Origin of the sequence: Fundidesulfovibrio magnetotacticus (genome assembly GCF_013019105.1) — a bacterium.
In the GTDB taxonomy this organism is placed as follows: domain Bacteria; phylum Desulfobacterota; class Desulfovibrionia; order Desulfovibrionales; family Desulfovibrionaceae; genus Fundidesulfovibrio; species Fundidesulfovibrio magnetotacticus.
The window spans coordinates 83,701-110,545 of sequence record NZ_BLTE01000012.1 but is presented as its reverse complement, the minus strand read 5'-3'; the positions used below and the strand labels follow the sequence as shown (position 1 = coordinate 110,545).

At 66.5% G+C, this 26,845-nt stretch carries 22 protein-coding genes and 1 riboswitch; of the genes, 9 read left to right on the top strand and 13 right to left on the bottom strand.

Features of this window, described 5'->3' with window-relative positions; translation table 11 throughout:
* Positions 1-76 precede the first annotated feature (76 nt).
* From NNJEOMEG_RS13420 to NNJEOMEG_RS13400, 5 genes are all read left to right on the top strand, one after another.
* Entirely contained in the window at positions 77-1,183 is a 1,107-nt protein-coding gene (locus NNJEOMEG_RS13420; protein WP_173085279.1) for a DegT/DnrJ/EryC1/StrS family aminotransferase, read from the top strand.
* Positions 1,184-1,197: 14 nt separating this feature from the next.
* A complete protein-coding gene (locus tag NNJEOMEG_RS13415; protein ID WP_173085277.1) occupies positions 1,198-2,805 on the top strand; it encodes a hypothetical protein in 1,608 nt (535 codons plus the stop codon).
* A 69-nt stretch (positions 2,806-2,874) separates the two neighbouring features.
* Positions 2,875-4,410 carry a B12-binding domain-containing radical SAM protein gene (locus tag NNJEOMEG_RS13410; RefSeq protein ID WP_173085275.1) on the top strand — a complete coding sequence of 512 codons (1,536 nt, stop codon included), beginning with the start codon at positions 2,875-2,877 and terminating at the stop codon, positions 4,408-4,410.
* Between the two features lie 46 nt (positions 4,411-4,456).
* Entirely contained in the window at positions 4,457-6,463 is a 2,007-nt protein-coding gene (gene asnB / locus NNJEOMEG_RS13405) for an asparagine synthase (glutamine-hydrolyzing) (protein ID WP_173085273.1), read from the top strand.
* Positions 6,460-8,289, top strand: coding sequence for an asparagine synthase-related protein (locus NNJEOMEG_RS13400; protein WP_173085271.1), 1,830 nt, complete (start codon positions 6,460-6,462; stop codon positions 8,287-8,289). The genes asnB and NNJEOMEG_RS13400 overlap by 4 nt, the downstream gene beginning before the upstream one ends.
* Before the next feature lie 199 nt (positions 8,290-8,488).
* Here NNJEOMEG_RS13400 and NNJEOMEG_RS13395 read toward each other — a convergent pair whose 3' ends face one another.
* The 3 genes from NNJEOMEG_RS13395 to NNJEOMEG_RS13385 form a co-directional block, all read right to left on the bottom strand.
* The gene (locus NNJEOMEG_RS13395) at positions 8,489-10,108 is read right to left on the bottom strand and encodes a sensor domain-containing diguanylate cyclase (RefSeq protein WP_173085269.1); all 1,620 of its coding nucleotides are present in this window, start codon (positions 10,106-10,108) and stop codon (positions 8,489-8,491) included.
* A gap of 79 nt (positions 10,109-10,187) precedes the next feature.
* Positions 10,188-11,978 (bottom strand): ABC transporter ATP-binding protein, encoded by a 1,791-nt coding sequence (locus tag NNJEOMEG_RS13390; protein WP_173085267.1) that lies wholly within the window; start codon positions 11,976-11,978, stop codon positions 10,188-10,190.
* 221 nt (positions 11,979-12,199) lie between these two features.
* Positions 12,200-13,390, bottom strand: coding sequence for a GGDEF domain-containing protein (locus NNJEOMEG_RS13385; protein WP_173085265.1), 1,191 nt, complete (start codon positions 13,388-13,390; stop codon positions 12,200-12,202).
* A gap of 148 nt (positions 13,391-13,538) precedes the next feature.
* On the opposite strand from NNJEOMEG_RS13385, the gene NNJEOMEG_RS13380 reads away from it, so the two are divergent.
* Genes NNJEOMEG_RS13380 through NNJEOMEG_RS13365 form a run of 4 tightly spaced genes read left to right on the top strand, consistent with a single transcriptional unit; the run spans position 13,539 to position 16,510 of the window.
* Positions 13,539-14,675: an MFS transporter gene (locus NNJEOMEG_RS13380; RefSeq protein ID WP_173085263.1), complete on the top strand. Its 1,137-nt coding sequence runs from the start codon at positions 13,539-13,541 to the stop codon at positions 14,673-14,675.
* A 49-nt stretch (positions 14,676-14,724) separates the two neighbouring features.
* Positions 14,725-14,952, top strand: a complete 228-nt coding sequence (locus NNJEOMEG_RS13375; protein ID WP_173085261.1) for an antitoxin — start codon at positions 14,725-14,727, stop codon at positions 14,950-14,952.
* Positions 14,949-15,371: a type II toxin-antitoxin system tRNA(fMet)-specific endonuclease VapC gene (gene vapC, locus NNJEOMEG_RS13370; RefSeq protein ID WP_235956957.1), complete on the top strand. Its 423-nt coding sequence runs from the start codon at positions 14,949-14,951 to the stop codon at positions 15,369-15,371. Before NNJEOMEG_RS13375 ends, vapC begins: the two co-directional genes overlap by 4 nt.
* A 59-nt stretch (positions 15,372-15,430) precedes the next feature.
* Positions 15,431-16,510 carry an NAD-dependent epimerase/dehydratase family protein gene (locus NNJEOMEG_RS13365; RefSeq protein WP_173085259.1) on the top strand — a complete coding sequence of 360 codons (1,080 nt, stop codon included), beginning with the start codon at positions 15,431-15,433 and terminating at the stop codon, positions 16,508-16,510.
* Between the two features lie 46 nt (positions 16,511-16,556).
* Here the strand turns inward: NNJEOMEG_RS13365 and NNJEOMEG_RS13360 are convergent, their stop codons facing one another.
* From NNJEOMEG_RS13360 to NNJEOMEG_RS13315, 10 genes are all read right to left on the bottom strand, one after another.
* Positions 16,557-17,693: an acyltransferase family protein gene (locus tag NNJEOMEG_RS13360; protein WP_173085257.1), complete on the bottom strand. Its 1,137-nt coding sequence runs from the start codon at positions 17,691-17,693 to the stop codon at positions 16,557-16,559.
* A 332-nt stretch (positions 17,694-18,025) separates the two neighbouring features.
* Positions 18,026-18,937, bottom strand: a complete 912-nt coding sequence (locus NNJEOMEG_RS13355) for a metallophosphoesterase family protein (protein ID WP_173085256.1) — start codon at positions 18,935-18,937, stop codon at positions 18,026-18,028.
* 12 nt (positions 18,938-18,949) lie between these two features.
* Positions 18,950-19,558 (bottom strand): adenylyl-sulfate kinase, encoded by a 609-nt coding sequence (gene cysC, locus NNJEOMEG_RS13350; protein WP_173085254.1) that lies wholly within the window; start codon positions 19,556-19,558, stop codon positions 18,950-18,952.
* Positions 19,559-19,775: 217 nt separating this feature from the next.
* On the bottom strand, positions 19,776-20,315 hold the full coding sequence (locus tag NNJEOMEG_RS13345) for a DUF488 domain-containing protein (protein ID WP_173085252.1): 540 nt from the start codon (positions 20,313-20,315) through the stop codon (positions 19,776-19,778).
* A 15-nt stretch (positions 20,316-20,330) separates the two neighbouring features.
* Positions 20,331-20,936: a hypothetical protein gene (locus tag NNJEOMEG_RS13340; RefSeq protein WP_173085250.1), complete on the bottom strand. Its 606-nt coding sequence runs from the start codon at positions 20,934-20,936 to the stop codon at positions 20,331-20,333.
* A 160-nt stretch (positions 20,937-21,096) separates the two neighbouring features.
* Positions 21,097-21,429, bottom strand: coding sequence for a type II toxin-antitoxin system PemK/MazF family toxin (locus NNJEOMEG_RS13335; protein ID WP_173085248.1), 333 nt, complete (start codon positions 21,427-21,429; stop codon positions 21,097-21,099).
* Positions 21,429-21,686 carry an AbrB/MazE/SpoVT family DNA-binding domain-containing protein gene (locus NNJEOMEG_RS13330; protein ID WP_173085246.1) on the bottom strand — a complete coding sequence of 86 codons (258 nt, stop codon included), beginning with the start codon at positions 21,684-21,686 and terminating at the stop codon, positions 21,429-21,431. The genes NNJEOMEG_RS13335 and NNJEOMEG_RS13330 overlap by 1 nt, the downstream gene beginning before the upstream one ends.
* Before the next feature lie 204 nt (positions 21,687-21,890).
* Entirely contained in the window at positions 21,891-23,561 is a 1,671-nt protein-coding gene (locus tag NNJEOMEG_RS13325; RefSeq protein WP_173085244.1) for an ATP-dependent nuclease, read from the bottom strand.
* A gap of 136 nt (positions 23,562-23,697) precedes the next feature.
* Positions 23,698-25,719 (bottom strand): ribonucleoside triphosphate reductase, encoded by a 2,022-nt coding sequence (locus NNJEOMEG_RS13320; RefSeq protein ID WP_235956963.1) that lies wholly within the window; start codon positions 25,717-25,719, stop codon positions 23,698-23,700.
* Positions 25,637-26,428, bottom strand: coding sequence for a radical SAM protein (locus NNJEOMEG_RS13315; protein ID WP_235956956.1), 792 nt, complete (start codon positions 26,426-26,428; stop codon positions 25,637-25,639). The genes NNJEOMEG_RS13320 and NNJEOMEG_RS13315 overlap by 83 nt, the downstream gene beginning before the upstream one ends.
* Before the next feature lie 222 nt (positions 26,429-26,650).
* A riboswitch (cobalamin riboswitch) is annotated at positions 26,651-26,842 on the bottom strand.
* Positions 26,843-26,845 lie beyond the last annotated feature (3 nt).

The following is a 26,845-nucleotide window of genomic DNA, read 5'->3' as shown; positions in this document are numbered from 1 at the left end:
CTATTATTCCCGCTCTACTCCTTCTCATCGAGCACTAAACACCCAACCGTCATCTTCTTACATAAGTAAGGATATTATGGACATAATCCCTGTCGCCAACGTGGTCACCACCGAGGAAGACGCCCGCGCCGTCTACGAGGTTGTCAAATCCGGCTGGATCAGCAAGGGCAAGAAAGTGGACGCCTTCGAGGCCGACTTCGCCCGCGTGGTGGGCGCGCGCCACGCCATCGCCGTGTCCAACGGCACCGCCGCCCTGCACGTTATCCTGGCCGCCCTGGGCATCGGGCCCGGCGACGAGGTGGTGCTGCCCTCGCTCACCTTCATCTCCACCGCCAACGCCGTGCTCTACCTGGGCGCAACCCCTGTGCTCGTGGAGTGCGCCCCCGACACCTACAACGTCACCCCGGAGATTCTCGAAGCTGCCGTGACGCCGCGCACCAAGGCCCTGGTCCCCGTGGACATGAATGGCATGCCCGTGGACTACAACGCCGTGCTCGCCCTGGGCGAGCGCCTGGGCATCCCCGTGGTCTCGGACTCGGCTGAGAGCCTGGGGGCCTCCTACAAGGGACGGCGCATCGGCGGCGTGTCGCCCATCGGGTTCTTCAGCTTCTTCCCCAACAAGACCGTCACCACCGGAGAGGGCGGCATGATCACCTGCTCCGACGACGCCTTCGCCGAGCGTTGCCGGGTGCTGCTCAACCAGGGCCAGGAGGGCCGCTACAACCACGTGGCCCTGGGCTTCAACTACCGCATGACCGACATCGCCGCCGCCCTGGGCATCGTGCAGCTCTCGCGCCTGGACTCCATCGTGGCTGAGAAGAACAACATCGTGGCCGCCTACCGCGAATTCCTGGCCGACGCCCCCGGCGTGAGCCTTCCCGTGGAGCCCGCCTACGTCACCCAGCACTCCTGGTACATGTTCGCCGTGCAGGTGGACGAGGCCATCCGCGATGCCGTGGTGGCCCACCTTAAGGACAAGGGCGTGGACACCCGCCTTTCCTTCCCGCCCATCCACAACCAGCCCTACTACCGCGAGCGCTTTGGCTCCAAGGCCGAGGACCTGCCCGTCACTTGGCGCACCTGGCGCAGGCTCATCAACCTGCCCATCTGGCCGGGCCTGACGCGCGAGCAGATCGCCTACGTGGCCGCAACGCTCAAGGAGGCCGTGGCCGCCTGCTCCTGAGCGGCCAGATAACCATGCACGCCCCCTTCCTCTACGACTTCTACGCTCTCAAGGGCGCGGACATCCCGGCGTGGCACGCCTCCTTCTCTTGGCCCGTGGCCCGGGAGACCACCACGAAGCTCATGATCGACTTCGTGGCCGCCTACACCGCCCTCGTGGACGAACTGAGCCACACCCCCGAGGGCGACGTGGCCCTGGCGGGCATTCTGGTGCCAGGGCTCTTCGTGCAGGCCGTGAACCACTACCTGGCCGTGGAGACCCTGCGCCGCCAGGGCCGGACCATCGTGCACAGCGACCGCCTCGTCCTGGTGCCCCAGTTCCTGCGGCCCCACGAGCCCATGCGTTTCGCCCCCGCCCGCCTGCCCGAGGCCCCCGCCGGGGGCATGGCCAAGCGCCGCCTGAAACACTGGGTCTATTCGCTGCACTACAACCGTCAGCGGCTCGCCAAGGCCCTGGACCACTTCGACCTCTCGCGCTCCGTCGTGGCCTTCGATTCCGGCGCGGTGCTGGAACGCCCCTTCACGCGCAGCCTGCCCGGCTGGGCCAGGGTGTTTTCGCCCTCGGAATGGCACGGCGCACGCGGTCAGGCCGCTCCGGGCACGCTCGCGGCCCTGCGCGGAGTGGCTGCCGACTACACCCGTTTCGCAGCCGCATATTCCCGCGACGAACTGGGCGTGGAGCTGCCGCCCACGCTCACCCTGGCGTTGGAAACCTACGCGCGCGAAACCCTGGAAGATCTGGCCTCGGGCTATCAAGGGCTCCTGGATATCTTCGCCAGGATCAAGCCCGCCCACCTGCTCACCCCCACAGCGGGCAACCCCTTCACCCGCACGGCCAGCCTCGCCGCGCGTCGACGCGGGGCGCGCGTCACGGGCTTTCCGCACGGCTACTACATCAGCCACTATTCGAGCCCGCGCCCGGCTTTCCACGAACTGGCCACCGTGGACGAGTTCGTGGCCTACACGCCGGGCAGCGTCCCCCTCCTGGAGCGCAACCTGGCCCTGAATCCCACGCCCCGGGGCAACCCGGTCCGCTTCGTCAACGAGAACTACCCCCATCTGCGCGAAACCTTCGACACCTGGCGCGACAGGCCAATTCCGGAGCGCATCCGCACCGTGATGGTCTTCGAACTGAGCCTGCTCCCCGAATGGGCCGGCTACCACTGCGCCGACGTGATGACCAACTACCATTTCTACTATTCGCTCTGCAGCCAGCTCACCCGGGCGGGCTACCGGGTGGTCTTCAAGAAGCGCCCCAAGGGCCCCATGTGGGACGGCGTGAACATTTTCAAGGACATCCCCGGCCTGAAAGTGGAGACAAGGCCCCTGGAGACTCCGGGAGTGATCGACCAGGTGGACGCCGTGGTCATCCAGTACGCCATGTCCTCCACGTTGCACTGGTCCATGTGCACCAACAAAACCGTGGTTTACGTGGATTCCGGCTGGGAGCCCTGGTTCCCCGACGTGCGCGCGGACATGGAACGCCGCTGCCGCGTGCTGCCCTGCGCCTACGACGCCGCCAACAGGCCCTGCTACCACGAGCAGGACGCACTGGACGTGCTCCAGCGGGCTCCCGAGCAGCCCGACCCCCTCTACGTGGAAAAGTACCTCTCCCCCGCATGAACCCGGCGCTCTCTTGACGCGCCACGGCGAGCGCGTATTGTCGCCCGGACCAACAGCCCCGGAAAGACCATGCCACGCACCGACCTTGCGCTGATCGTCCCCTACCAGGAGATTTCCGCCTTCGGCCCTCGGGTCATCGACGCTGCCCTGCGCGCCAAGGGTTTCGACTCGCGCCTGATCTTCTTCAAGTCGCGCAGCCAGGAGGAATGCTGGCCCAGCGACGCAGAGATCGCGCTGCTCACGGACCTTGTGCGCGAGCTCGAACCGCGCCTGGTGGGCTTCTCGCTCATGTCCCCCTTCTTCGCCCTGGGCAAGGCCCTGGCCCAGGCTGTACGCCAGGCCTGGGACGCCCCCGTGGCCTTCGGCGGCGTGCACCCCACCATCAGCCCCGAGGAATGCATCGAGGCGGCCGACATCTGCTGCGTGGGCGAAGGGGAGATACCCCTGGAGCGCATCCTCGCCTCCCTGCGGGAGACCGGGCGCGTCCCCGGCGACGTGCCCAACTGCTGGGTGCGCCTGGAGGACGGCGTCGTCGTCAAAAACCCCGTCACCTGCCTGCGCGAGAACTTGGACGAGCTGCCCTTCGACCCCCTCACCGACGAGGGCCGCTATTTCATCGAAAACGGCCGCCTGGAACGCAAAGACCCCTACCTGGACTATATCCGCTCCCGGGGGAAGTATTCCTTCAAGGCCTTCAGGGGCTGCCCCTTCTTCTGCACCTACTGCGGCAACAAGGCCCTCATGGACGCCCAGTCCGGGGCAGGCAGGTTCCACCGCCACCGCGGCGTGGAGAACGTCGTCGCCGAACTGGAGGACGTGCTGCGCCGCTTCCCCATGGTGCGCACCATCCACAGCTACGACGAGGTGTTCATCCACCGGCCGGAATACGTCCGCGACTTCGCCAGGGAATACAAGCGCCGCATCGGCCTTCCCTTCACCTGCGACGCGCACCTGAACCTGCTCTCCGACGAGACCGTGGGCCTCATGGCCCAGGCCGGGCTCGTGCAGGCCACCGTGGGCATCGAGGCCTTCTCCGACGACGTGCGCCAGAACCTCTACAAACGCAAAGGCATGGGCACGGAACACATCGTGGAAAAGGCCCGCATCCTCCACCGGCACGGCGTGCTGGCCCACTACGACTTCATTTGGGACAACCCCCTGGAATCGGCCGAGGACATCCGCCGCTGCTTCTTCGAGCTGGTGCTCCGGCTGCCGCGTCCCCTGGCCTTCAACAACTACTCCCTCACCTTCCTGCCCGGTAGCGAGCTCACGGAACACTTCCTGGCCCGGGGGCTCATCCGCCCCGAACACGTGGCCGGGCGATCGGACAAGGGCCTGGTGCAGTGGAAGCTCACCATGTCCTACCCCAGGCCCCCGGAAGTCACCTTCTGGTTCGTGATGTTCTCGCTCTACGCCTTCAGCTTCCGCGCCCTGGGCCGCGAAATGGTGCTGCCGAAGCTCCTGGTGTCCCTGACGGCTCGAACGGGGAGCCTTTTCCTGGCCAGGAACGTCCTGCGCGCGGCCACGCTGGTCAAGCTGGCCTGCGAGGGCGGCCTCGTCGCCGAACTGCGGCGCAAGCTCCTGCCCCGGAGGGCCGCGGCGTGACGCCGCGCCCCGTCCGCGCGGCCCCGGGCCGCTCCGGAGCCTGACCATGTGCGGCATCCTGGGCCTTGTGCGCCGGGGCGTCCACGCCCCCTCCCTCTCCCTCATGCCGCCCATGGCCGGGCTCATGCGCCACCGCGGCCCCGACGGCGACGGCTACGCGGCCTTCGATCCCGACTCCGGCGAGGTTCAGGTGCTGGCCGGGCCGGACACACCCCGGTCGGTGCTCGAAAGCTCCCTGCCTTACGCCCCCAAGCAGCAGGCGGGCGCGCTGCCCGAGCGCTTCCGTGTGGGCCTGGGACACCGCCGCCTGGCCATCATCGACCTCTCCGCCGCCGGCCATCAGCCCCTGTGCGACCCCACCGGCCGCTACTGGATCGCCTTCAACGGCGAAATCTACAACTTCCGCGACGTGCGCCGCGAGATCGAGGCCCAGGGACACCGCTTCCAGGGCGCGTCCGACACCGAGGTGGCCCTGGCCGCCTACGCCCTCTGGGGCGACGCCTGCCAGGAACGCTTCAACGGCATGTGGACCATGCTCGTCTGGGACCGGCGCGAACGCACCCTCTGGATTTCCCGCGACCGCTTCGGCGTGAAGCCGCTCTTCTACGTGGACCGGCCCGACTGCTTCGCCGTGGCCTCCGAGATCAAGTGCCTCCTGCCCCTGGGACCCCTGGAGCCCGATCGCCGCGAGGCCCTGGCCTACCTGGCCGACGGCCCCAGCGAAGCCCACACCGAGACCATGTTCCAGGGCGTGCGCCGCTTCCCCCCAGGCGCCTGCGCCCTGCTGCGCCCAGACGATCCACCCGGGTCCCTGACCCCCAGGCGCTGGTTCCATATGCCGCCGCCCTGCCTTGAGCACTCCTTCTCCGCCTCCCGCCTGGACTCCCTTGCCGAGGAATACCGGGAGCTGCTCAAGGACGCCGTGCGCCTGCGCCTCTTCGCCGACGTGAAGGTCTCCTGCGCCCTCTCGGGCGGCCTGGACAGCTCCTCCATCGCGCTCCTGGCCTCCGAGGTGCGCCGCGAGCAGGGCGACTCTCACCTTTTGGCCACGGTCTCCAACGTCTACACCGATCCCCGCGACGCCGCCGTGGACGAGTCGCGCTGGGTGGACTTCATGGCCCGCCTGCTCCCCGTGGAGAGCCTGCGCGTGGAGCCCGGCCCCGAAGACCTGCTCGCCAACAACGACCTGGGCCTCTGGCACTACGAGAACGTCCACGAGGACATGCCCCAGGCCTTCCTGGCCACCTTCGGCCTGTGCCGCGCCTCGGGCATCACCGTGAATCTCGACGGACAGGGCGCGGACGAAAACCTCGCGGGCTACCTGCGCTACGTCCGGGACTTCCTGGCCCGCCCCGCCGCGCGCGGCATCGATTACTGGCGCACCTTCCTGAAGGCCCCCCTGCCTTTCCGGGAGAAGCTCTTCGCCGTCCTGCGCCTCAAGACCCGCCCAGGCGGATCGCCCCTGGAACATCTCGCCGCCGCCCGGCTCGATCCGGACTACCGCGCCGCGCGCCGCGTCTCCACCGCCTTCGCCGACCAGCCCCTCAACGTCACCCTGCACGGCAACCTGGGCGGGTCGCTCCCGAAACTGTTGCGCAACGTGGACTGCCACTCCATGTTCCACGGCATCGAGTCGCGCCAGCCCTTCATGGACTACCGGCTCATCCTCTTCCTCAACGCCCTGCCCGCCGCCTACAAGATCCACGGCGGCTGGACCAAATTCCTGGCCCGCAAGGCCTTCCAGGGGCGGCTGCCCGACGAGGTAGTCTGGCGCAGGGACAAGATGGGCTGGCCCCAGCCCCTCAAACGCTGGATGGCTCCCCTCCAGGCCGGGCCCATGCGCCTCCCCGTGCTGCAAAGCCCCTACCTGAAGGACCTCCTGGGCGACGCCCTGGACAACGCCCTGCTGGACGCCCTCATGCCCAGCTACCGGCTCTCCGCCAGGCTCTACAACCTGGCCCGGCACCACGCCCTCTTCCACGAGCTGGCCCCAGCGGCCCTGGCCCAAGGCCGGGACCCCAGGGCCGCCATCGCCTCCGGAGACGCACCATGACCGCCCCCCAGACCGTCCGCGTGGACCTGCCCTCCTTTCTCGTCGAAACCGGCATGCCCGGTCCGGCCCCCTGCGAACCCTGGGCGTTTCTGGCCGGGAACCCCGTGTTCCTGCGCCACGCCCGCTTCCGGCCCGCGCCCTTCCTGGCCGAACGGGACGGCGTGAAGCTCTGCATCCTGGGCTCCCCCGCGCTGGGCGACGTCATCGACGTGCAAGGCGTGGCCCAGCGCCTGCCCCAGGGCCTGGACGACCCGGCCTTCCTGCGCTCCCTGGACGGCGAATTCCTCCTCCTGGCCGTGGACGAGAAGCGCGGCACGCTCACCGCCGTTTCCAACCGCTTCTGCTCGCCGCCGCTCTTCTACCACCAGGAAGGCAGCCGCTTCGCCGCCTCCTTCGCCTTCGACGACCTTTGGCGACGCCTGGGCTCGCTTGGGCTGGCCCGCGTGCGCCAGGACACCCTGCACCACCTGCTGGCCTACAAGCGCGTGTTCGGGGAGGGGACCCACGAGGCCTCGACACGCATCATCCCCCCGGCCGCCGTGCTGCGCTTCGACGGCCGACGCGTCAGCGTGGAGCGCTACTACCGCCCGGACTACACCCGCAAGACCCAGGCCCCCCTGCACCACTGCGCAGGCCAGCTGGCGGAGCTCATCAAGGCCGCCATCCGTCGCAAGACCAGCGACGGCGCGCGCCCCGCCCTCTTCCTCTCCGGCGGCATGGACACCCGCACTATCCTGGCCGCCTTCGCGGACATGGGCCGCCCGCCCGCCTGCTTCACCATCAACCAGTTCCCCAACCGCGAGGTCCAGGTGGCCCGCAAGCTCGCCGAAACCGTCGGCGCGCCCCACACCTTCCTGCCCTTCTTCCCGGACCACTACCGCTCGGTGTTCGACAAGGCCCTGCGCCTCACGGGGGCGCTCCAGCACCCCATGTGCATGTTCCTGGGCTTCGCGGACCAGGTTTCGTCCCACGCCGACGTGGCCTTCCACGGCCACGGCTTCGACTACTTCTTCCAGGGCATGTACCTGCCCGCCGTCTTCCCCCTGAAGCCCCGGGGCCACACCCTCTACTACCGCTACCTGCGCCGCCTCCAGGGCGACGTGACCGATTTCTTCATCCGCAACATCTCCTACCGCATCGGCGAGCTCGACAGCTCGGGCATCGTGCGCGCGCGCCACGCCCCGGAGCTTGCCGACGCCCTGCGCGCCGAAGTCTCCCGCACCGCAGCCGAGGCGGCCGAAATCTGCTCCTCGCCCTACGACGTACTGGAATACCTCACCTTCTACAATCTGGCCCGGCACTACACCTTCGCCGACCACTGGGGCCTGAACACCCTGCTGCCCCAGCGCGCCGTCTCCTTCGACAACGCGCTCTTCGACTTCCAGCAGACCATGCCCCCCAAACACCGCTTCGACGGACGCCTCATGCGCGCCTGCCTCACCGGCATCAACCCCAAATTGGCGCGCATCATCAGCGCCAACCACACCTTCCCGGCCAACGCCTGCTGCCTGCGCCTCACCGGCTACCAGCTGCGCGACTACGTGCTGCGCAAACTCAGGCTCAAAAAGACCTGGGAAGACGAAGAGGCGCAACGCATGGGCCTGCCACAGAGCCGCGCCCTGGCCCAGGACCTGCGTCCCTGGGTGGAGGACGTGGCCCGCTCGGAACGCCTCGCCTCCGTGGAATTTTTGGACATGGACCGCGTGCGCTCCTACGTGCGCAACTTCCTGGCCGACCCCAAGGGCCCCGGGCAGCTCATGATGTCGCTGATCTCCATCGACAGGCTGCTGGCAAGGCTGGATGAGCCCCAGGAGCAGGACGCCTAGCGGCCGCTCCGAGAGCTCGCCGTGCAGGCGCGGCCCCTTGCATTCGCGTTTCGCTTCGATACGGCGCTGGATGCGCCCGGGGGGACGAGCAAGCGTGGGGAAGGGATGAAGCTCCGGCCGCCAGAGGGCTGCACCTCTCTGGAATCTCCAGCCGCTTCAATGGGTTGCGCTGGCCACAGCGGGTGCGCCGGGGTTTGCCTCACGCGGCCGCGAAGTCGGCAACGCGCACGCGGTTGCGTCCGGCGGCCTTGGCCGCGTAGAGGGCCTCGTCGCAGCGCCGGAAGAAGTCGTCGCTGGTCAGTTCCTCTCCGGCGCGCCATTGGGCGGCGCCGACGCTCACGGTCAATTCCACGGTTTGCCCCTGGTACACGACCGGGGAACAGGCCACGGCGGCGCGGACCCTTTCCGCGATGAGCGCGGCCTTGTCCCGATCGGTGTGAGGGAGCAGGACGCTGAACTCCTCGCCGCCCATCCGGCCCATCAGGTCGGTGGCGCGCAGACAGTTTCCGGCGACGCAGACGATGTGGCGCAGGGCGTTGTCGCCGCACAGATGGCCGTGCCGGTCGTTGACGCGCTTGAAGTGGTCGATGTCCATGCTCAGCATGCTCAGGGCCGTCCCGTACCTGCCGCTGCGCCGCTTCTCGGCCTCGAAGGCCTCCAGGAAGGTCCGGCGGTTGGCGCAGCCGGTCAGCGCGTCGGTGCGCGCCTGGTACGCAAGAATTTCGTTGAGCGCCGTCAGCTCCCCGCGGTGGCGCATGATGGCGCGCACGTACCCAAAGCCGCCGACCACCAGGGCCAGGGCCAGCATCCCCGTGATCGACGCCAGAACGCCCAGGCGGACCCTATCCTCCCGGATGCCCTCGATGTCCGACAGCCGCTTGAGCACATGCACGGTGACGAGTCCGTCCGGGCTGGTGCGCGAAGCCCAGTAGAAGGGGCAGGCGTCGTCTCCCAGGGTCACCAGGCCCATGCCTTCGCTCCCCGGCGCGGGCTGGATGGGCAGGGTCTCGAACGCGGTGCGCTGGTACATGTTCTGGCGGGCATCCTCCGGCAGCCCGTTGACGTCCGCTCCGGGCAGGGCCTTCAGCCGCAGGCCGGGCTGCAGGGCCTTGATGACCACGCCGTGCGTGTCGGTCACGAACGTGTCGGGGTCCAGGTCTAGGTTGGAGAGCTGCTGGATGTCGGTTCTGGCCACCACGGCCCCCAGGAAGCGTCCGTCGGCGGAGTTCACCGGAGAGGAGAAGAAGAGCGAGGGCTGGTCCTGCATGCGGCTGAGCGCGAACTGGCTGCCGTTGTGCCCCTTGGCGGCGGCCTGGAAGTACTGCCTGCTGGCGTAATTCATGCCGATGAACGTCGGATGGCCCGGCGCGATGCCCGCCGCCACGCAATCGCCGGAGGCGTTGAGCACGAAGAGCGTCTCCAGGTTGGTTTCCCGGCGGATGGCCTCCAGGCGACGCGAGAGCCCCGCGAGGTCCGCGCGGGCGCTCCAGAGCGCCCCCTTTTCCGCGGCCGACGCGCCGGGGGGACAGGCCCCCGGTCCGCAGGTCTCCAGCAACGCGCCCATGGAGGGCTCGCCCGCCATCACGAAGGGCACGCTCCGGACCTGCGCCAGGCGCTGCACGATGTTGGCGCAGACGACCTCGGCCTCGGTGTCGATCCGCAACCGCTCGCGAGCGACCAGTTGCTCAAGGCGCTCCCCGGCGAGGGTCCCCACCACTGTCCACGCCGCGAGGCACCACAGGGCGCAAAGCCCCGCGCAAACGAGGACCGTGCGGTTCGTCATGGTCCCGGACAGCAGGCTGCTCCACTTTGCTTTCACTCATCCCCCGGTCTGCCGGACGCCGCCTCGTCGCGCGGCGCGTGAACGTCCCGGCGGTCGTCGCGGCTTGCGCCCCCGCTCACAGCCCCTGGGCTTCGCACATCTGGGCGAAGCGTCCGCCGGGGATGTCGCGCAGTTGCTCGAAGCTCCCTTCCTCCACCACGCGTCCGGCGTCCAGCACGTAGATGCGGTCGCAGGAGCGCACGCTGGAGAGGCGGTGGGCGATGATCACCGTGGTCATGGTCCCGGCCATCTCGCGGATGCTGGCCTGTACCACGGCTTCGGCCTCGGAATCCAGGGCGGAGGTGGCCTCGTCGAAGATCATGATGGAGGGGTTCTTGAAGATCTCCCGGGCGATGGAGAGGCGCTGGCGCTGGCCGCCGGAGAGGCGGATGCCCCGGTCGCCCAGAAAGGTGTCGAAGCCGTGCTCGGCCTGTTCGATGAAGTCGAGGCAGTGGGCCTTGCGAGCGGCCTCGCGCACGCGCTCCATGCAGGAGGAGTCGCCCGGCTCGCAGGCCCAGAAGGCGATGTTGTCGGCGATGGTGTCGTTGAAGGCCACGGGGTCCTGGGTGACGTAGCCGAAGAGTCGGCGCAGACTCACGGGGTCGATGTCGCGGTAGTCCGCGCCGTCGAGAGTGACGCTCCCCTTGTCGGGTGCGAGCAGGCCGGTGAGCAGGTCGAAGAGGGTGGTTTTGCCCGCGCCGGAGGGGCCCACGATGCCGATGCTGGCGTTGCGCGGGATGGAGAGGGTCACGTCCTGGAGCACGGGCTTGTCGCCGTAGGCGAAGCTGACGCCGCGAAGGGCGATCTCGCGCTCCAGGGCGTGGGCCTGGGCCGCTCCGCCGACTTCGCGGTTGGCGTCCAGGGCCCGGGCCGACTCGTCGACCACCGTGATGCCGCCGATGTAGGCGCTGAAGCGCTGCCAGACGTTCTGCGACTCGAAGATGCGCATGAAGGCCCGGTGGAAGAACACCAGCACCACGAGCACTTCGCCCATGGCCTTGCCCTGGTAGCCCACGTAGTACCAGAGAAGCCCGGCCAGGCAGAGCACGGCCAGCGGCTCCACGGCCGAGGCAGTGAACTCCGGCAGCACGGCGCTGCGCAGGCTGTGGCGGCGGTTCTCCTCGATGCGCGCGTGCAGGTGGCGCAGCAGGGCGGGGAAGCTTCCGGTGGCCTTGAGGTATTTGAACTGGCTGATGAACTGGATGAGCAGGCTCTGCACCTCGGAGTTGGTGCGCGACACGTCGCGCGAGACCTTCTCCAGCAACCGGGTGACCCGCTTGAGGAACAGGGCCGCCACCAGGCAGGCGGCCACCACGCCCAGGGTGAGGGGCGCGTTGATGGTCATGGAAAGACCCACGTAGATGCTGATGTAGACCAGGTTGATGATCAGGTTGACGTAGTTGTTGAGCCCTGAAAGGGCCCTGCCGATCTCCGTGGTGATGATGTTGTTCAGGTGGCCCTGGTTGGTGGAGGCGTAGAAGCGGTAGCTCATGAACGCGTAGCGGTCGAGAAAACGGAGGCGCAGGTCTCGTTCCAGGTTGGTCTGGAGTCGCGCCTTGAACACGGCCTGGGCCAGCACGAAGCCGCCTTTGAGCAGGAACGTGCCCACCAGCAGGATCAGGAGCGGGGCCAGGCTCAGCTCGATGCCGAGGCAGGCGAAGGCCGCGCGCACGAAGCGCGTGGGCGTGTTGTCGGCGGCCGCGCCGCCTTCCACGCCCAGCAGCGGGATGAAGAGCGTGAAGCCCAGGCCTTCGGTGAGCCCGCCCGCCAGGATGAGGGCGAACAGGACGATCAGGCGGTTGCCCACATGGCGGCGGAACACGCCGTAGTAGTGCGTCAGCGTGGAGAGTATGGGGATGTTTTTCATGGCTGGATGGCCGCGCGCGGCGGCCCGTCACTGATAGCGCAATCGCTCCATCCTGGCAAAGCCCGCGCCGGGGGGGAGCGCAACGGTCGGCGCGGGGACCAAGGGCGGCCCGGGGAGGACGGCGGGCGGCCGGGTCGAGGCGGCCGGGTCGTCAAAGGCCGGTCTTCGGCGCACGGACGGCGGGCGCGGGCCCGGCGGCCGCTTCACGGAGACGGCGGCGTTCAGGCCTCCTGCGGGTCGCAGGCGTCCACGCGGTTCTTGCCCTGCCCCTTGGCCGTGTAGAGGGCGCGGTCGGCGCGGGCCAACAGTCCTGCGAAGGGTTCGCCGTCCAGTTCGGCCACGCCGAAGCTCGCGGTGACGCGCAGGCCGGGCAGTTCCGGCAGTCTCAGTTCGCCCAGGGCCTGCTGGAGCCTGCAGGCGGCTTCGCGGGCCTCGGCGAGCCCCGTCTGGGGCATGAGCAGGGCGAACTCCTCGCCGCCCCAGCGGCAGAGCGTGTCCACGTCGCGCACGCTCTCCCGGCAGATGCGGGCCACGGCGGCCAGCACGGCGTCGCCAGCCTGATGGCCGTGGGTGTCGTTGACGGCCTTGAAGTCGTCCAGGTCGAAGAGCACCAGGGAGAGGCGCTGCCCGTAGCGTCGGGTGAGGCGTTCGTCGTGGCGGGCGATGTCGTCGAAGGCGCGGCGGTTGTTCAGGCCCGTGAGGGGGTCGGTTTCGGCCTGGCGTCGCAGGCTGGCCTGGGCCTCGAGCAGTTCCTCCTCCACGCGGCTCTGGGTGAGGGTGACGAAGCCGTAGACCGAAAAGACCATGGACACCAGACCCACGGACAGCACCAGGGTGAGCCAGGCGTCCTGGCTAAGCATGTCGCTGATGCCCGGGGCCCCCGCCGTGGCCACGGCCCGGCCCAGCAGGCAGAGCACCACCAGGAAATAGCAGGCGCTCATGGACGCCTGGATGGAATAGCGCCGCCCGACAGGGTGGAGCAGTGGCGCTGCCGCCGTGTCCAGGAGCAGGAGCGCCAGGCCCAGCGAAAGATTGACGATGCGCGCCTGGAGGCTGTTGTTGGCGAAGAGAAACCACATGGCCACGCCCAGGATCACGGCGGAGAGGGCCAGATGGACCTTCAGGCGCACGCCGCGCCTGTCGTAGCCGTAGAAGAGCGTATGGCCCAGCGAGAGCAGGACCATCACCGCCAGATAGGCCGCGTTGCCCACGATCACCGAGGCGACCTCGCCGATCGCGCCCCGCAGGAAGACGGCCGCGCTCCCGACAACCCACATGGCCTGGCTGACGATCCACGGGAGGAAGCCGGGGTAGGTCTTGCGTGTCAGGTAGGTCTGCATCAGCACCAAGGCCAGGGCCACGTGCAGGATGATGCCGATGACGGCGACCGTTTTAGCGTCCAGATGCAGCACCGAAGGCTCCTGAAGTTCAGCTGGGGCTGACTATGGCCGACACCGCGCCGGAAGGCAACCGCCGTGCGGCGCGCCCGGTCGCGGGCCTCGACCTGGCCCGGTATTTCTGGCAAAGTCCGCCCCCTCATCCGACGGTTCAGGATTTCCCATGTCCGATTCGCAACGCCGCATGTACATTTTTCTCCTCGTGGCCACCATCGCCTCCCAGGTGGGGATGCAGGGCTGGGCCACCATCCTCAACAACTTCTGCGTGGACGCCGCCTCGCTGGACGCCTTCCAGGTGGGCCTCGTGCAATCGGTGCGCGAGGTGCCGGGCTTCCTCTCGCTCCTGGTGATCTACATCCTGCTGGTGCTCTCGGAGCACCGGGCGGCGGCGCTCTCGGTGCTGCTCCTGGGACTGGGCGTGTCCATGACGGGCCTTTTCCCCAGCTTCTGGGGGGTGGTGTTCACCACGCTGCTCATGAGCACGGGGTTCCACTATTACGAGACGCTCAACCAGTCGCTCTCGTTGCAGTATTTCAGCCTGGAGATGGCCCCGGTGGTGCTGGGGCGGCTGCGCTCGGTGGCGGCAGTGGCCAACATCGGCGTGGGCGGGCTGATCTTCTTCCTCTCGGGGCATCTCTCCTACGCCCAGCTTTTCGCGCTCATCGGCGGCAGCGTGGCCCTCATGGGCCTGTGGGCCGTGTTCCAGGACCCCTCGGACAAGTCCCTGCCCGCCCAGCACAAGAAGATGATCCTGCGCGCGCGCTACTGGCTCTACTACGCGCTCACGTTCCTTTCGGGCTCGCGCAGGCAGATCTTCATGGTCTTCGCCACGTTCCTGCTGGTGAAGAAGTTCGAATACTCCCTGGCGGCCATGAGCGCCCTCTTCGTGGTGAACAACATCGTGGCCTGGGTGGCCAACCCCATCATCGGGCGCATGATCAACCGCCACGGCGAGCGCGCCCTCATGAGCATCGAATACGTGAGCGCCGTGCTCGTGTTCCTGACCTACGCCTACACCGACTCCCACATCCTGGCCGGGATCATGTTCATCCTGGACTACCTTTGCTTCAACTTCGCCGTGTGCATCCGCACCTATCTGCAGAAGATCGCCGACAAGCCCGACATCGCGCCCAGCTCGGCCGTGGGCTTCACCATCAACCACATCGCGGCGGTGTTCATCCCGGCCCTGGGCGGCTGGCTCTGGCTGGTGGACTACCGCATCCCCTTCCTGATCGGCGCGGCCCTGGCCGTGGTCTCCCTGGTGCTGGCCCAGTTCGTGCGCACGCCCGCCAGGGCTTGACCATGCCGCCCGCTGTGTCTATACACGTGGTATAGACACGGAGGACGCCATGCAGACGGCCAAGATCTTCAAGAACGGCGGCAGCCAGGCCGTGCGCCTGCCCCGGGAGTTCGCCTTCGAGGGCGACGAGGTGTTCATCGAGAAGGTGGGCGACAAGGTGGTGCTCTCGCCCAAAGAGCGCTCCTGGGACGGCTTCTGGGCCGCCTGCGGCAAATTCAAGGGCGCGATCGCCGTGGACCGCGACTATCCCCCCATGGAAGAGCGCGAACCACTGTGACGCCCCGCTTCATGCTGGACACCAACATCTGCGTCTACGTGCTCAACCGCCAGCCCCCCGAGGTGCGAAGACGCTTCGCCGCCCATCCCTTCGGGCAGGCCTGCATCTCGGCCATCACGCTCGCGGAGCTGGAATCCGGCGTGGCCGCCAGCCGCTACCGGCAGGAAAACACCCTGGCCCTTCAGGCGCTCCTGGACGAACTGGTCATGCTGCCCTTCGACGCGACGGCCGCCCGCCACTTCGGTGACATCCGCACGGAGTTGAAACGTTCCGGGACGCCCATCGGCCCCATGGACATGCTCATCGCGGCCCATGCGCGCAGCCTCGGATTGACCCTCGTCACCAACAACGTGCGCGAGTTCGCACGCGTGCCCGGCCTGGCCGTCGAAAACTGGCTGGACGGCCTCCCGCACGCCTGATACCCGTTGCCCCCACAAGATTCCACGCAGGGCCGCCGCAGGCCCCGGAGGCATATCCCATGACGCACCGCGACGGCGCGATCCTCGTTACCGGCGGGGCCGGATTCGTCGGCTCCAACCTGGCCATGGCCTTCAAGAACCGCTATCCTGGCCGCGAGGTCCTCGTGCTGGACAACCTCAAGCGCCGGGGCTCCGAATACAACCTGCCCCGCCTGGCCGACGCGGGCATCCGCTTCGTGCACGGCGACATCCGCAACCCCGAGGACCTGCGCTTCGAGACCCCCATCGGCCTGCTGCTGGAGTGCTCGGCCGAGCCCTCCGTGCTGGCCGGGTTCGGCGGCAGCCCCGAATACCTGGTGAACACCAACCTCACGGGCACCATCAACTGCCTGGAGATGTGCCGCCTGCACAAGGCCGACGTGGTGTTCCTCTCCACCAGCCGCGTCTACGCCTACGACCCGCTCAACGCCGTGCCCGTCAACGAGGGGGCCACCCGGCTGGTCTGGGCCGCCCAAACCGGCCCCGAGGGCTGGAGCCCGGCGGGCGTCTCCGAGCGCTTCCCCATCTACGGGGCCAAGACCATGTACGGGGCCACCAAGCTCTGCTCCGAGTTCGTGCTGGAGGAATACCGCTCCATGTACGGCCTGCGCGGCGTGGTGAACCGCTGCGGCGTCATCGCCGGGCCGTGGCAGTTCGGCAAGGTGGACCAGGGCGTGTTCTCCCTGTGGATGCAGGCCCATTACTTCAAACGCCCGCTCAAATACATCGGCTTCGGCGGCCAGGGCAAACAGGTGCGCGACCTCTTCCACCCCGCCGACCTCTTCGACCTCATCGAACTGCAACTGGCCGACTGGAACAAGGCCGACGGCGGCGTCTTCAACGTGGGCGGCGGCCTGGACGTGAGCCTCTCCCTCCTGGAGACCACGCTCCTCTGCCAGGAGATCACCGGCAACAAGGTGGACATCGCCGCCGACCCGGTGAACCGCCCGGCCGACATGGCCATCTACGTCACCGACACCGCCAAGGTGCGCGAGACCTTCGGCTGGGGGCCCAAAAAGAGCGCCCGCGACGTGCTGGAAGACCTCCACGCCTGGGTGAAGGACAACGAGAAGGCCCTGGAAGTGCTGGCGAAATTCTAGAATGATCCGTCCGTCCGGGGGAGCGCGCTCCCCCGGACGCCACCCGTCACGAACGCGTCAGCGCCGCCACGCCCGGCAGCTTCCGCAAGGCCCACGCCGCCAGGAAGCTCGCGGGCACGCCCAGGGCGCTCACCAGCAGGAACTTGGGCAGCGCCGCCCAGTGCACCCCGCGCACGGCCAGCGACACCAGCACCAGCACCGGCGTGTGGAACATGTACACCGCGAAGGCGTTGGCCGAGCCCCACGCGGCCAGCGCGCCCTTGCGCGGGAAACGCTCCCGGAACACAGCCCACAGCCCCAGGGACATGCACACCCCCGTGGCCGACTCCCATAAGGCGTAGAACCCGCTCTGCCACGTGAAACCGCCCCGGAAGGCCTCCACACCCGCCTGGGAGCCCCGCGCCAGGACGAAAAAGACCGCGAGCACCGGCGCGAGCGCCAGGGCCGTCCAGACAAGGCCCCTGCCGAAACCCGGCGTGAGCCGGTCCAGCCAGCCGCGCCGGAAGGCCATGACGCCGACCACATACAGGATCACGTACTGAGAGAAAAAACAGAACTGCATGTTGAGCACGCTGGTCCCGATGGGCCACGTCAGGCGCAACGCGAACGCCCCCGCCGAGGCCAGCAGCACCAGCCCCGCCACGCCGGCGACGCCGACCCGCCCTCCCCCGTCGCGCGCCTGCGCGCCCCCAGGCCGCGCCAGCGCCGCGTGGACCAGGCTGAACGCCAGAAGCGCCAGGGCGAACCACATGGGCCCCGTGCCGCCCACGAAGCGCAGGCTCCCCATGTACCAGCCCAGGTACTCCCACCAGCCCGTCCGCGCCTGGAGCCCCCCGATGTCCGCCAGCCAGTAGACCGTCACCGGATGCACCACCAGCGCATACGCCAGCGTGGGCAACCCCAGCCGCGCCAGCCTGCCCCGCGCGAACTCGCCCGCGCCCTTGCGCTCCAGCGACATGGCGGCGAAATACCCCGCCGCCATGAAGAGCAGGCCCATGAAAAAGGCCTGCAGAAAACTCTGGAACGTGGCGAAAAACAGCACCTCCCACGGTGACAGGGGCTGCGGCTGCTTGTAATACCAGGCGCCGAACCCCGAATACGTCACCGCCGCATGCATCACCACCACCAGCACGATCATGGCGAGACGCAGATTGTCGACGAAATCCAGACGGCCTGACTGCATGACGGACCCCCTCGCGGGAAGGATATGGCACACTCCCTAGCGCTTCGGGTCGCGCAGGGCCACAGCAATTTCAGTCAGGCCCAAGGCCGGTTGCGCACGCGACGGCCGGAGGCGCTGCCGGGAGGGGACGGCGGAGACGCTGCCGGAGTGGCGCGGCGCGACGGAGACGCCGACGGCGAAGAGGCCACCCCTGGATGGCCTGTCCGACGCGCTGTCCGCCCTGTGGGGCGGTGGTGGCGCTGCCGGGGGGTACGGCGGAGGGGGCGGCGGGGAAAAGTCCTCGGGCGGCCAGTGCTCCGCCCTGCTCCGGGCCTCCCTCCCGGCCGGTTCCGTCAGCGGACGGTGGGGATGACGCGTTCCAGGCCCGGCGCCCACTGCCTGGCGGCGTGGTCCCAGGTTTTCACGGTCACCTTGTCCGGGCAGAGGGTGAACACGTTGGTCCAGGGCGCGCCGCCCTTGTAGGGCGGGGTGTGCACGTTCGCCACGCGGCCCTCGTAGCGGTTCACGTCGGAGAGGAAGCTGGGGTTGTCGGGTTTGGTGTGGGTGTGGCCCGAAACCCAGGCGATCACCTGGGCGTTCTTTCGGAGTATGGCGTCGAGCGCGTCGGCGGGCTGGGCCACGCGGTCCTTGTTGTTGATCTTGGGGGCGTAGTTCTCCAGTGTCCCCTTGAGGGGCGCGTGGAAGAAGATCAAGGTGGGTGTCGCGGGGTGATCGCGCAGTGTGCGGGCCAGCCAGTCCAGTGATTGGGGCGAGAGCTCCGTGAGCGTCGTCCCGTCCACTGCGTCTGCGGAGAGGAACAACAGGAGGTAGCCTCCCAGCTCCCGGGCCTGGCGCAGTTGGGGCGCGCCCAGTTCGCGCCGGAAGCGTTCCAGCTTTTCGCGGCGCAGTTCGGGCGATCCCCAGGGGGTTTTGCCGTCCTGTTCGGCGTCGGCGTACATGTACTCATGGTTCCCGGCCACCAATACCCGGGGGCCTTTGATGCGCTCCACAAACTCGCGGGCCTGGGCGTATTCCTCGGGCGTGCCGCGCCTGGCCACGATGTCGCCCAGCACCACGGTGAGGTCCAGGCCGGGCCAGTCGTTGAGGTCGTCCACGGCGCGCAGCTTCTTTGCGTCGCCCGCCTTGAAGTGGATGTCCGCCAGCACGGCCACGCGGGGGCATTCGGCGGCGGACGCCGCGAGCCCGGGCCAGAGCGCGGCCAGCAGGAGCAGGAGCGCGACGCGCGGCAGGTGTGCCGGTTTCACTGGCGGCCTGACCTAGCTCTCGGGGAGCACCTTGGAGACCACATAGGCGTGCAGCCGGTCCACGCATTCCTCCAGGGAGGCGTTGCCGGTGTGGATGGTCAGGGCTGGGGCTGCCGGGGCCTCGTAGGGGGCCGAGACGCCTGTGTAGTTCTTGATCTTTCCTTCGCGCGCGAGCTTGTAGAGTCCCTTGGGGTCGCGCAGTTCGCAGACTTCCAGGGGGCATTCGATGTAGATTTCGTGGAAGCGCTCCGGCCCGATGATGTTGCGCACGCGTTCGCGGTCGGCCTGGAGGGGCGAGATCATGGCGCTCATGCAGACCAGGCCCGCGTCCATGAAGAGTTTGGCCATCTCGGCGATGCGGCGCATGTTTTCGGTGCGTTCCTCGGGGAGAAAGCCCAGGTCGGAGCAGAGGCCGTGGCGCACGTTGTCGCCGTCGAAGACGTAGCAGAGCTTGCCCATGGCGTGGAGACGCTCCTCCACGGCGTGGGCGATGGTGGACTTGCCGGAGCTGGAGAGGCCCGTGAGCCAGAAAATCTGGCCGCGCTGGCCCAGCAGCGCCTCGCGCATGGCTGGGGTGACGCTGCCGCGGTGCTTCACGACATGACGGTTCGATTGATCCATGAAGAGTTGTCCGTTGCTGGAGATGACAAGGCCGGGCCGCTGCCGGTGGGCGCGAGGACCCGGAATGGGGGCCGCTTTGGTCGTTGCAGGCAAACGGTTCAAGCCGGCGACGGTCGGAGGGGACGTGGGGCGCGTGTGCGATGGCCACCTGCCTGCACCTGGAACATACCCCCGGCCTGGGCAAGAGTAAAGCGCCCGGGGGCGGACGCGGGGCGGGTCAGCCTGCGTGGTCCAGCAGGCTCGCGCGCGGCTCCGGGGCGCGGGGTGCGTCGGGCTCCAGGCCGCCGTGGCCCCGGATGTGGAGAACGCGCACGCCCCGCGCCGCGAGCGCGGGGGCGATGAGCAGGCTGCGGTGGCAGCGCGAGGGGTCCTCCTCGGCGCAGGCCAGGGCCACGGTGTAGCGCCGCGCGCCCTGGACGATGCGCGCGATGCCCTCCGCGAAGCCCGGCGAGGCAGCGATTCGCTCGTAATCCGGCAGTCCGTCCTGCCCCAGGAGCGCCGGATCGTCGGGCTTGCCGCCCACCAGATGGCCCAGGAACACGTAGGCCACCCCTGCCCCGCGCAACAGGCGCTCCAGGGGCTCCTTGCGAAAGTGTTTGGCGTACCGGGCGTAGGGGCGCGAGCGCACGTCGGCCACGGCGTCGATGCCGTGCAGGCGCAGCAGTTCGAGGAAGCGCTCCGGGGAGTGGTTGGAGAGGCCGATGGTTTGGACGGTGGCCCCGTCCGGGCCGTGCGTTGGCGCAGCGGTTTGCGGCAAGGGGCCTCCGCGCGCTCAGCGGTCGAAGTGGACCGAGTAGACGAGCCAGGCCACGGCCAGCAGTTCCAGGAACACGTAGGACAGGAGGTTGGCCCGCAGCATGGCCGCACTCAGGCGCGCGGGGTCCGCGTCCTTGAGCAGCCTGCGCGCCACCCGTGTTTCCAGCCACCAGGAGGTGAAGAAGCTGGGCACGAGAAGCCACATGGCCGCCGTGGGCACCATCCACCGCAGGTTTCCGTCCATCTCGTAGGGGATGAGCCAGGGGGCCTGCCAGGTGACGGCCAGGAACTTCTGGAGCGGCGTTTCGATGCCGTAGGCCTGGCCGCCGCCGGTGAACATTTCCAGGAGGTAGAGGAGAAACCACGTGACGGGCACGCCCACGAAGGTGGTGGCCGCGTTGGCCCAGGCGGACACCCGGAACGCCGTCCTGGCGGGCAGCGTCAGCCGCCCGGCCAAAACCCACACCTCCAGGAGCACCACGGGGATGAGCGTAAGGACCATGCCCGGCAGCGTGAGCAGGATCATGGGCACGCCAATGTTGGCCAGGGCCGCGCCGGGCCACAGGAGCGCCCCGGCGAGGACGCACGAAAGGACGAGCGGAAGCCGACGGGGGATGGTCACGGGGACACCTGGGGCGTACGGGGCCGGGGCATGGGTGGGTGATGCCATCGATCGGCGGAGGTGACAACAGGCGAGAGGACCATGTGACGCCGGAAGCGCCTCGTGGAGAGGTTGGAGCGGCCCTGGGCGCGGACGGTCCCGGCTTCCGATCCCCGGCCGCCTAGGCGAAGAGGACCGCCAGCCGGGCCAGCACCTCCTCGACGATCGCCCCCGGCACGCTTTCCAGTTTTTGCCCATGGCGCGCGTCCAGATTGAGGGCGCGCGGTTGATCGCAGCGCACCACGCCCGTGGTCCTGGTTCCGGCCCTGGTGAGGGAGACGGCAAACCCGGCCGTGCGCGCGAAGTTCCCGCCCGTTGTGATGGGCAGCACGATGGGCGTGCGCGTGAGCTGGTTGAAGGCGGTGGGCGAGACCACCAGGACGGGCCGCGTCCCTTGCTGTTCATGCCCCGAGGTGGGGTCCAGGGAGACCAGATAGATGTCGCCGCGTTCCATCAGAGCAACTCGTTGCCGACGGGTTTGCTGTCGAGCCACTCCTGGTCCTCGTCGCTCGGGGCCGCCGACGCGTCGCACTGGGCGAGCAGTTCGTCCAGGGTGTAGCGCGGACGCGGCGCGGGCTCGACCACAAGGCGGCCGTTGTCCACGGCAAGGCCCACGGTGGCCCCGGCTTGCAGGTGCAGCAGGTCCAGAATGGCGGGCGGAACGGCCAGCATGACGGAACCGCCGACTTTGCGCAGGGTTGTTGTGTGCATGGGACGCCCTCCGAAAGTTATACTTTGATATAACCTGCGGGAGGCAGGTTGGCAAGGGGGACGGGTACGAGTGATTGCGGGAGGGTACTTTCTACAAGGATGCCGCCACGGGCACCGTGTGCTGGCCCGGCGGCGAGGACGTGGCCCCGGACGGGTTGTATGGGGAGATCAAGGGGGAGCGGGAAAGGGCGGCGCGGAACATAGCTACAAAATCTCATTCTCAATATGCTCAGCCAACACATCGATAACTGAACACTTCTCTAAAACCACAATATCGCCTGGATTATCCTTCACAATCTTTGCCACATCACACTTAATCCTCGCCTCAGTTGGGCCATCAAACAATTTCCCGCTGCGCTCAAACGCTTCTTTAACCCTATCGCTCCACTTCTTCATGTTGCCGTTAAAGAATTTTGACATGACCTTCAAATCGACACCGTATCCTTGCTTGATATATTCGCAATAGACATCCTTTCGAAAGGCATCTTCAAGCTCGCTATTAACCATCCCATTGCATGTCAATTTAAACAAGTCCTTTCCTGGAACGATATTTCTGTCGGCAACGTCTTTGATGGCTCGCCTACCCTCATCATCGTCATCGACAACACAAATAATCTTACATAGAAAGTTTCTATAAAATGAAGCAACTGTCGGAATTTTTGAAGCTCCATGCGCAGAAATAAAAGATATCGCTCCTCGCTCAAGAAGTTTTTGTATTTTTGTGCTTTTCCAAGACAAAATCGCCTGAAGCGCAATCACGTCATCCTCACCCTCTACTATGATGATATTATCGGATGCCACAAGAGAATCAGAAATAGTTATCCCCAGGAGATGACGAATTTCATCAATGCTACTCGCGTTCTTAGGCCTTCCCGCCTCAACAATCACACACGAGTCTATCTGCTCCCTATTAACAAAGCATGGATTATGTGTCGATATTACAACCTGGTTTTCTCTCGAAATTTCCATTAGTACTTCTCGAATATTATGTATTGCCCCTTGGTGCAAGTGGGCCTCGGGCTCCTCAATTGCAACCAATGAGACACCCGGAAATTTATCCTGGTGGCGAAGAAGGCTCAGAGATACCAGGCTTTGTATCCCATCCCCCTTTTGTTCAAGTGGCGTCTTCTTTCCATCATCGATTTCAATTTTACATCCAAAATTTCTAACCCTGCTAGCAAATGGCGACAAGATATCCACACCAACAATTGTCGGCACAAAAGTTTGCAGAACTTCACAAACATCCTCTGACAACTTATTCAAAACTGGCTGTTGCAGCTCTTTCAAAGTCGTAATTGCCGCCCTATACTCCGGCTTGCGCATCAATGGATAAAGAACATTGTCAACCATGTCCTTAACTATGCTAACAGACTGCTCTGAGGTTCGAATCGCGCCAATATACTGCGTCTGAATCTTATTAGACAAAAACTTTACTATATCTCCTGACTTTTGAGCCAATGTAGCAGCCCCAGGCCCTTTTTTAATAAATTGAATATTCGGAACCTCATCAATTCCTATTGTTATTCGTATAGAAAGTTCTGAATTGATTTGACTCCGAACAGCTTTCTTGAAGTCCTTCCTGTCAACTTCATCTAGAGAAAATTTGAGAACAAATTGTGTAACTCTTTCTTTTCCCGCATGCCCTCCTACTGGAAAATCTGATCTAAACTTATATTGAGTCGAACCATTTTGTCGTTCTCGCTCCCGCCTCACATCTGTTGCCAGCAATAAATTCATTGCACAATCAAGTGCTCGTAACAAATTTGATTTCCCTTCATTGTTTTTGCCAATAATCACACTGTACTGCATTACCTTGATTTTGGCCGCAGAAGTAATGTTCCTATAATTTTTTAGCTCAAATTCGACCAAATTCATGGGGTCCTCCAATTGCAAGGGAATCCCAAGAGGATGCCCGCCCAAAACCTTCAATCACACCGAAAAGTTATGGAGCAAAACTATTGGCTAGAAAAAGGGCGGCTTTCGCCGCCCGCTCCATTCAACCTTTATAGCCCTACAACTGCCCCGGCTCGCACCCGCACATACCCATGTCCATGCCGTAGGTGACGCGGTCGCCGTATTCGGCCTTTTTGCCTTTGTTCCAGCGCGAGACGGGCCTGTAGTAGCCCACGATGCGCGTGAACACTTCCGCGTCGCAACCGCAGGTGGGGCACTCGAAGTGCTCGCCGGACATGTAGCCGTGCTCCTTGCACACGCTGAACGTGGGCGTGATGGAGAGATACGGGATCTTCGTCATGCGGAAGGCCTTGATGATGAAGCTCTTCAGGGCCTCCGGGTCCGCCACGGCCTCGCCCAGGAACGTGTGGAACACCGTGCCGCCCGTGTAGAGCGGCTGCAGCTTGTTCTGGTGCTCCAGGGCCGCGATCACGTCCTCGCACAGCCCCACGGGCAGGTTGGTGGAGTTGGTATAGTACGGCGTGCCGTTGCCCGAGGCCTTGATGTCGGCGTAGAGGTTCTTGTCGATCTTGGCCAGGCGGTAGCTGGTGCCCTCGGCGGGCGTGGCCTCCAGGTTGTAGAGGTGGCCCGTCTCCTCCTGGAAGCGGCTGGTGATCTCGCGCAGGTGGTTCAGCACGCGCGTCATCAGGCGCACGCCCGCGTCGGTCTCGATGCCCTTGCCCAGGATGTTCAGGCAGGCCTCGTGCCCGCCCACCAGCCCGATGGTGGAGAAGTGGCCCTTGTAGCCGTTCTTCAGGTAGCGCCCCGAATAGGGGAACATGCCCCGGTCCAGCTGCTCCTGGATGAGCTTGCGCTTGAACTCCAGGGCGTCCTTGGCCAGGGCGGCGTACTCGGCCACCAGGTCCAGGAAGTCCTCCTCGCCCTGGGCCAGATAGGCCAGCTTGGGCAGGTTGAGCGTCACCACGCCGATGGAGCCGGTCAGGTCGCCCGCGCCGAAGAGCCCGCCCACCTTGTTGCGCAGCTCGCGCAGGTCCATCTGCAGGCGGCAGCACATGGAGCGCACGTCCTCGGGCGAGAGGTCGGAGTTGATGAAGTTCTGGAAGTAGGGCGCGCCGTAACGGGCGGTAAGGTCCAGAAGCAGGGCCCCGATCTCGGAATCCCAGGGGAAGTCTTCCGTGACGTTGTAGGTGGGGATGGGGAAGGAGAAGATCTGGCCGTAGTAGTCGCCCTCGCTCATCACTTCCAGGAAGGCCTTGTTGAACATGTCCATCTCGGCCTGGAAGTCGCCGTAGGCGGCGTCCTGGAAGGCCCCGCCCACGATGGCCGCCTCCTTGGCGATGTGCTTGGGGGGCGTGAGGTCGAAGCTCAGGTTGGTGAAGGGGGTCTGGCCGCCCCAGCGCGAGGTGGTGTTCAGGTTGAAGACGAACTTCTGCACGGCCTGGCGCACCTGCTGGTAGTTGAGCCCGTCGTGGCGGATAAAGGGGGCCAGGTAGGTGTCCACGTTGTTGAAGGCCTGCGCCCCGGCCCACTCGTTCTGGAGCGTGCCCAGGAAGTTGACCATCTGGCCCAGGGCCGAGTCGAAGTGCTTGGCCGGACCGGCGGACGAGCGCCCTTCCAGGTTGAAGCCCTCCAGGAGCAGGTCGCGCAGGCTCCAGCCCGCGCAGTAGCCGGCCAGGCCGAAGGAGAGATCGTGGATGTGGAAATAGCCGTGGTCGTGGGCGGCGCGCACTTCCTCGGGGTATTTCTCCAGGGCGTAGCGGGCCTGCACGGTGCCCGAGAGGTGGAGCATCAGGCCCTGGAAGCTGTGGGACATGTTGGCGTTCTCGGAGACGCGCCAGTCGGCCTTGGAGAGGTAGGTGTCGATGGTGTCGGCGATGTCCAGGAAGGCCGCCTTCTGCTCGCGCAGGGTGCGGCGCTTCTCGCGGTAGATGATGAAGCGTTTGGCCACGTCGAACAGGCGCGACTCCATGAGCACGCGTTCAACGGTGTCCTGGACGTGCTCCTGGCGGGGCACGTCCACGTCGGCGAGCTTTTCCTCAACCTTGCGCGCCAGGCGCTTGGAGAGCAGCGGGTCCTGCACGCCGCTGGCCTTGAGGGCTTTCAGGATGGCCTGGGCGATGCGCTCCAGGGACCAGGTTTCCAGGCAGCCGTCGCGCTTCTGGATCTGCAAGGGCATGTGCGGTCTCCTTCCCGGCCGGCGGGGGCAGGTAGGTTTGTTCGTTCAGGGTGAAGCACGGGGGCAGTTGCCGTCTGGCTGCGCTCACGTCATCCGGCGTGAGCTCCGGCACGAGGGTGATGCGGAAACGGAAGCGGGCGGGATCCCGCGCGGCCAGGGCGAAAACCGCCTCCAGCCGCTCGCGGGCCGCCTCCGGGGAGGCCGCCCCGCCCGTGAGGACGGGGTATTTCTCCCAGGGGCCTTTCACGTCCACGGCGAAACACGTGCGCGGGCACGCCTCGAAGAGCCGCTCCACCACGTCCGGGGCCATGCCGTTGGTGTCCACCTTCACGGGCGGCCCAAGGGCGTCGAGGGCCTGCACCAGCGGGAAGAGCCCGGGATCGAGGGTGGGCTCGCCCCCGCAGACCACCACGCCGTCGAGCCAGCGCGCCCGTGCGGCCAGGCCCTTGAGGACTGCGGAAGCGTCCAGGGCGGGATGGCGGCTGGGCGTGAAGGCCAGCGAGGCGTTGTGGCAGGTGGGGCAGCGCAGGTTGCACCCGCCCAGGTAGAGGACGGCGGCGCTGCGGCCCGGCCAGTCGCACAGCGACAGGGGCGTGACGGCCCGGATGCGGGGCAGGGGCGTGGCGGTGGCGTGGCGTGCGTGGTGTTCCATTCTCGTCTCAAAAATTCAAAGGTGCTCGTAGCAGAATCGGCAAGCCCCATGAAGTAAAAAAAGGTGCATCATTCTCAAGTGTTGCCGATATGCAATCGCAACACCTCGAAAGGCCGCGCCTTTTCAAAAACAGGCAAAACGCAACGTCGGGAAGCCGAAGGGTGGTGGGCGGACGCCTTCACGGCGGCCGAAGTCCGGCAGCCCGCCGCCCGTGCGCGGGGCGAGGCCATCGCATCCCTGGAACGTCTTCTGGCTTCCGGCCGGGTGGTGCGCGGGGCCTTCCCGGGAGCGTCTCCCAGTGGCTTACCGCCCGGTATCGTGCCGGTCACAGCAGCGCGCCTGCGACGGATTCGCACCGTCTTCCGTTTTCCAGGGCGTCGGTGGGGAAAATATTCCCGGGCTGGTGGAGTGTCAAAC

Excerpts from the sequence above, each read along its gene's own strand:
- NNJEOMEG_RS13315 (WP_235956956.1), bottom strand. The coding sequence starts at position 26,428 with ATGGAACACCACGCACGCCACGCCACCGCCACGCCCCTGCCCCGCATC.
- NNJEOMEG_RS13375 (WP_173085261.1), top strand. The coding sequence starts at position 14,725 with ATGCAGACGGCCAAGATCTTCAAGAACGGCGGCAGCCAGGCCGTGCGC.
- NNJEOMEG_RS13420 (WP_173085279.1), top strand. The coding sequence starts at position 77 with ATGGACATAATCCCTGTCGCCAACGTGGTCACCACCGAGGAAGACGCC.
- NNJEOMEG_RS13335 (WP_173085248.1), bottom strand. The coding sequence starts at position 21,429 with ATGGAACGCGGCGACATCTATCTGGTCTCCCTGGACCCCACCTCGGGG.
- NNJEOMEG_RS13410 (WP_173085275.1), top strand. The coding sequence starts at position 2,875 with ATGCCACGCACCGACCTTGCGCTGATCGTCCCCTACCAGGAGATTTCC.
- NNJEOMEG_RS13330 (WP_173085246.1), bottom strand. The coding sequence starts at position 21,686 with ATGCACACAACAACCCTGCGCAAAGTCGGCGGTTCCGTCATGCTGGCC.
- NNJEOMEG_RS13365 (WP_173085259.1), top strand. The coding sequence starts at position 15,431 with ATGACGCACCGCGACGGCGCGATCCTCGTTACCGGCGGGGCCGGATTC.
- NNJEOMEG_RS13390 (WP_173085267.1), bottom strand. The coding sequence starts at position 11,978 with ATGAAAAACATCCCCATACTCTCCACGCTGACGCACTACTACGGCGTG.
- NNJEOMEG_RS13380 (WP_173085263.1), top strand. The coding sequence starts at position 13,539 with ATGTCCGATTCGCAACGCCGCATGTACATTTTTCTCCTCGTGGCCACC.
- NNJEOMEG_RS13325 (WP_173085244.1), bottom strand. The coding sequence starts at position 23,561 with ATGAATTTGGTCGAATTTGAGCTAAAAAATTATAGGAACATTACTTCT.
- asnB (WP_173085273.1), top strand. The coding sequence starts at position 4,457 with ATGTGCGGCATCCTGGGCCTTGTGCGCCGGGGCGTCCACGCCCCCTCC.
- NNJEOMEG_RS13400 (WP_173085271.1), top strand. The coding sequence starts at position 6,460 with ATGACCGCCCCCCAGACCGTCCGCGTGGACCTGCCCTCCTTTCTCGTC.
- NNJEOMEG_RS13360 (WP_173085257.1), bottom strand. The coding sequence starts at position 17,693 with ATGCAGTCAGGCCGTCTGGATTTCGTCGACAATCTGCGTCTCGCCATG.
- NNJEOMEG_RS13415 (WP_173085277.1), top strand. The coding sequence starts at position 1,198 with ATGCACGCCCCCTTCCTCTACGACTTCTACGCTCTCAAGGGCGCGGAC.
- cysC (WP_173085254.1), bottom strand. The coding sequence starts at position 19,558 with ATGGATCAATCGAACCGTCATGTCGTGAAGCACCGCGGCAGCGTCACC.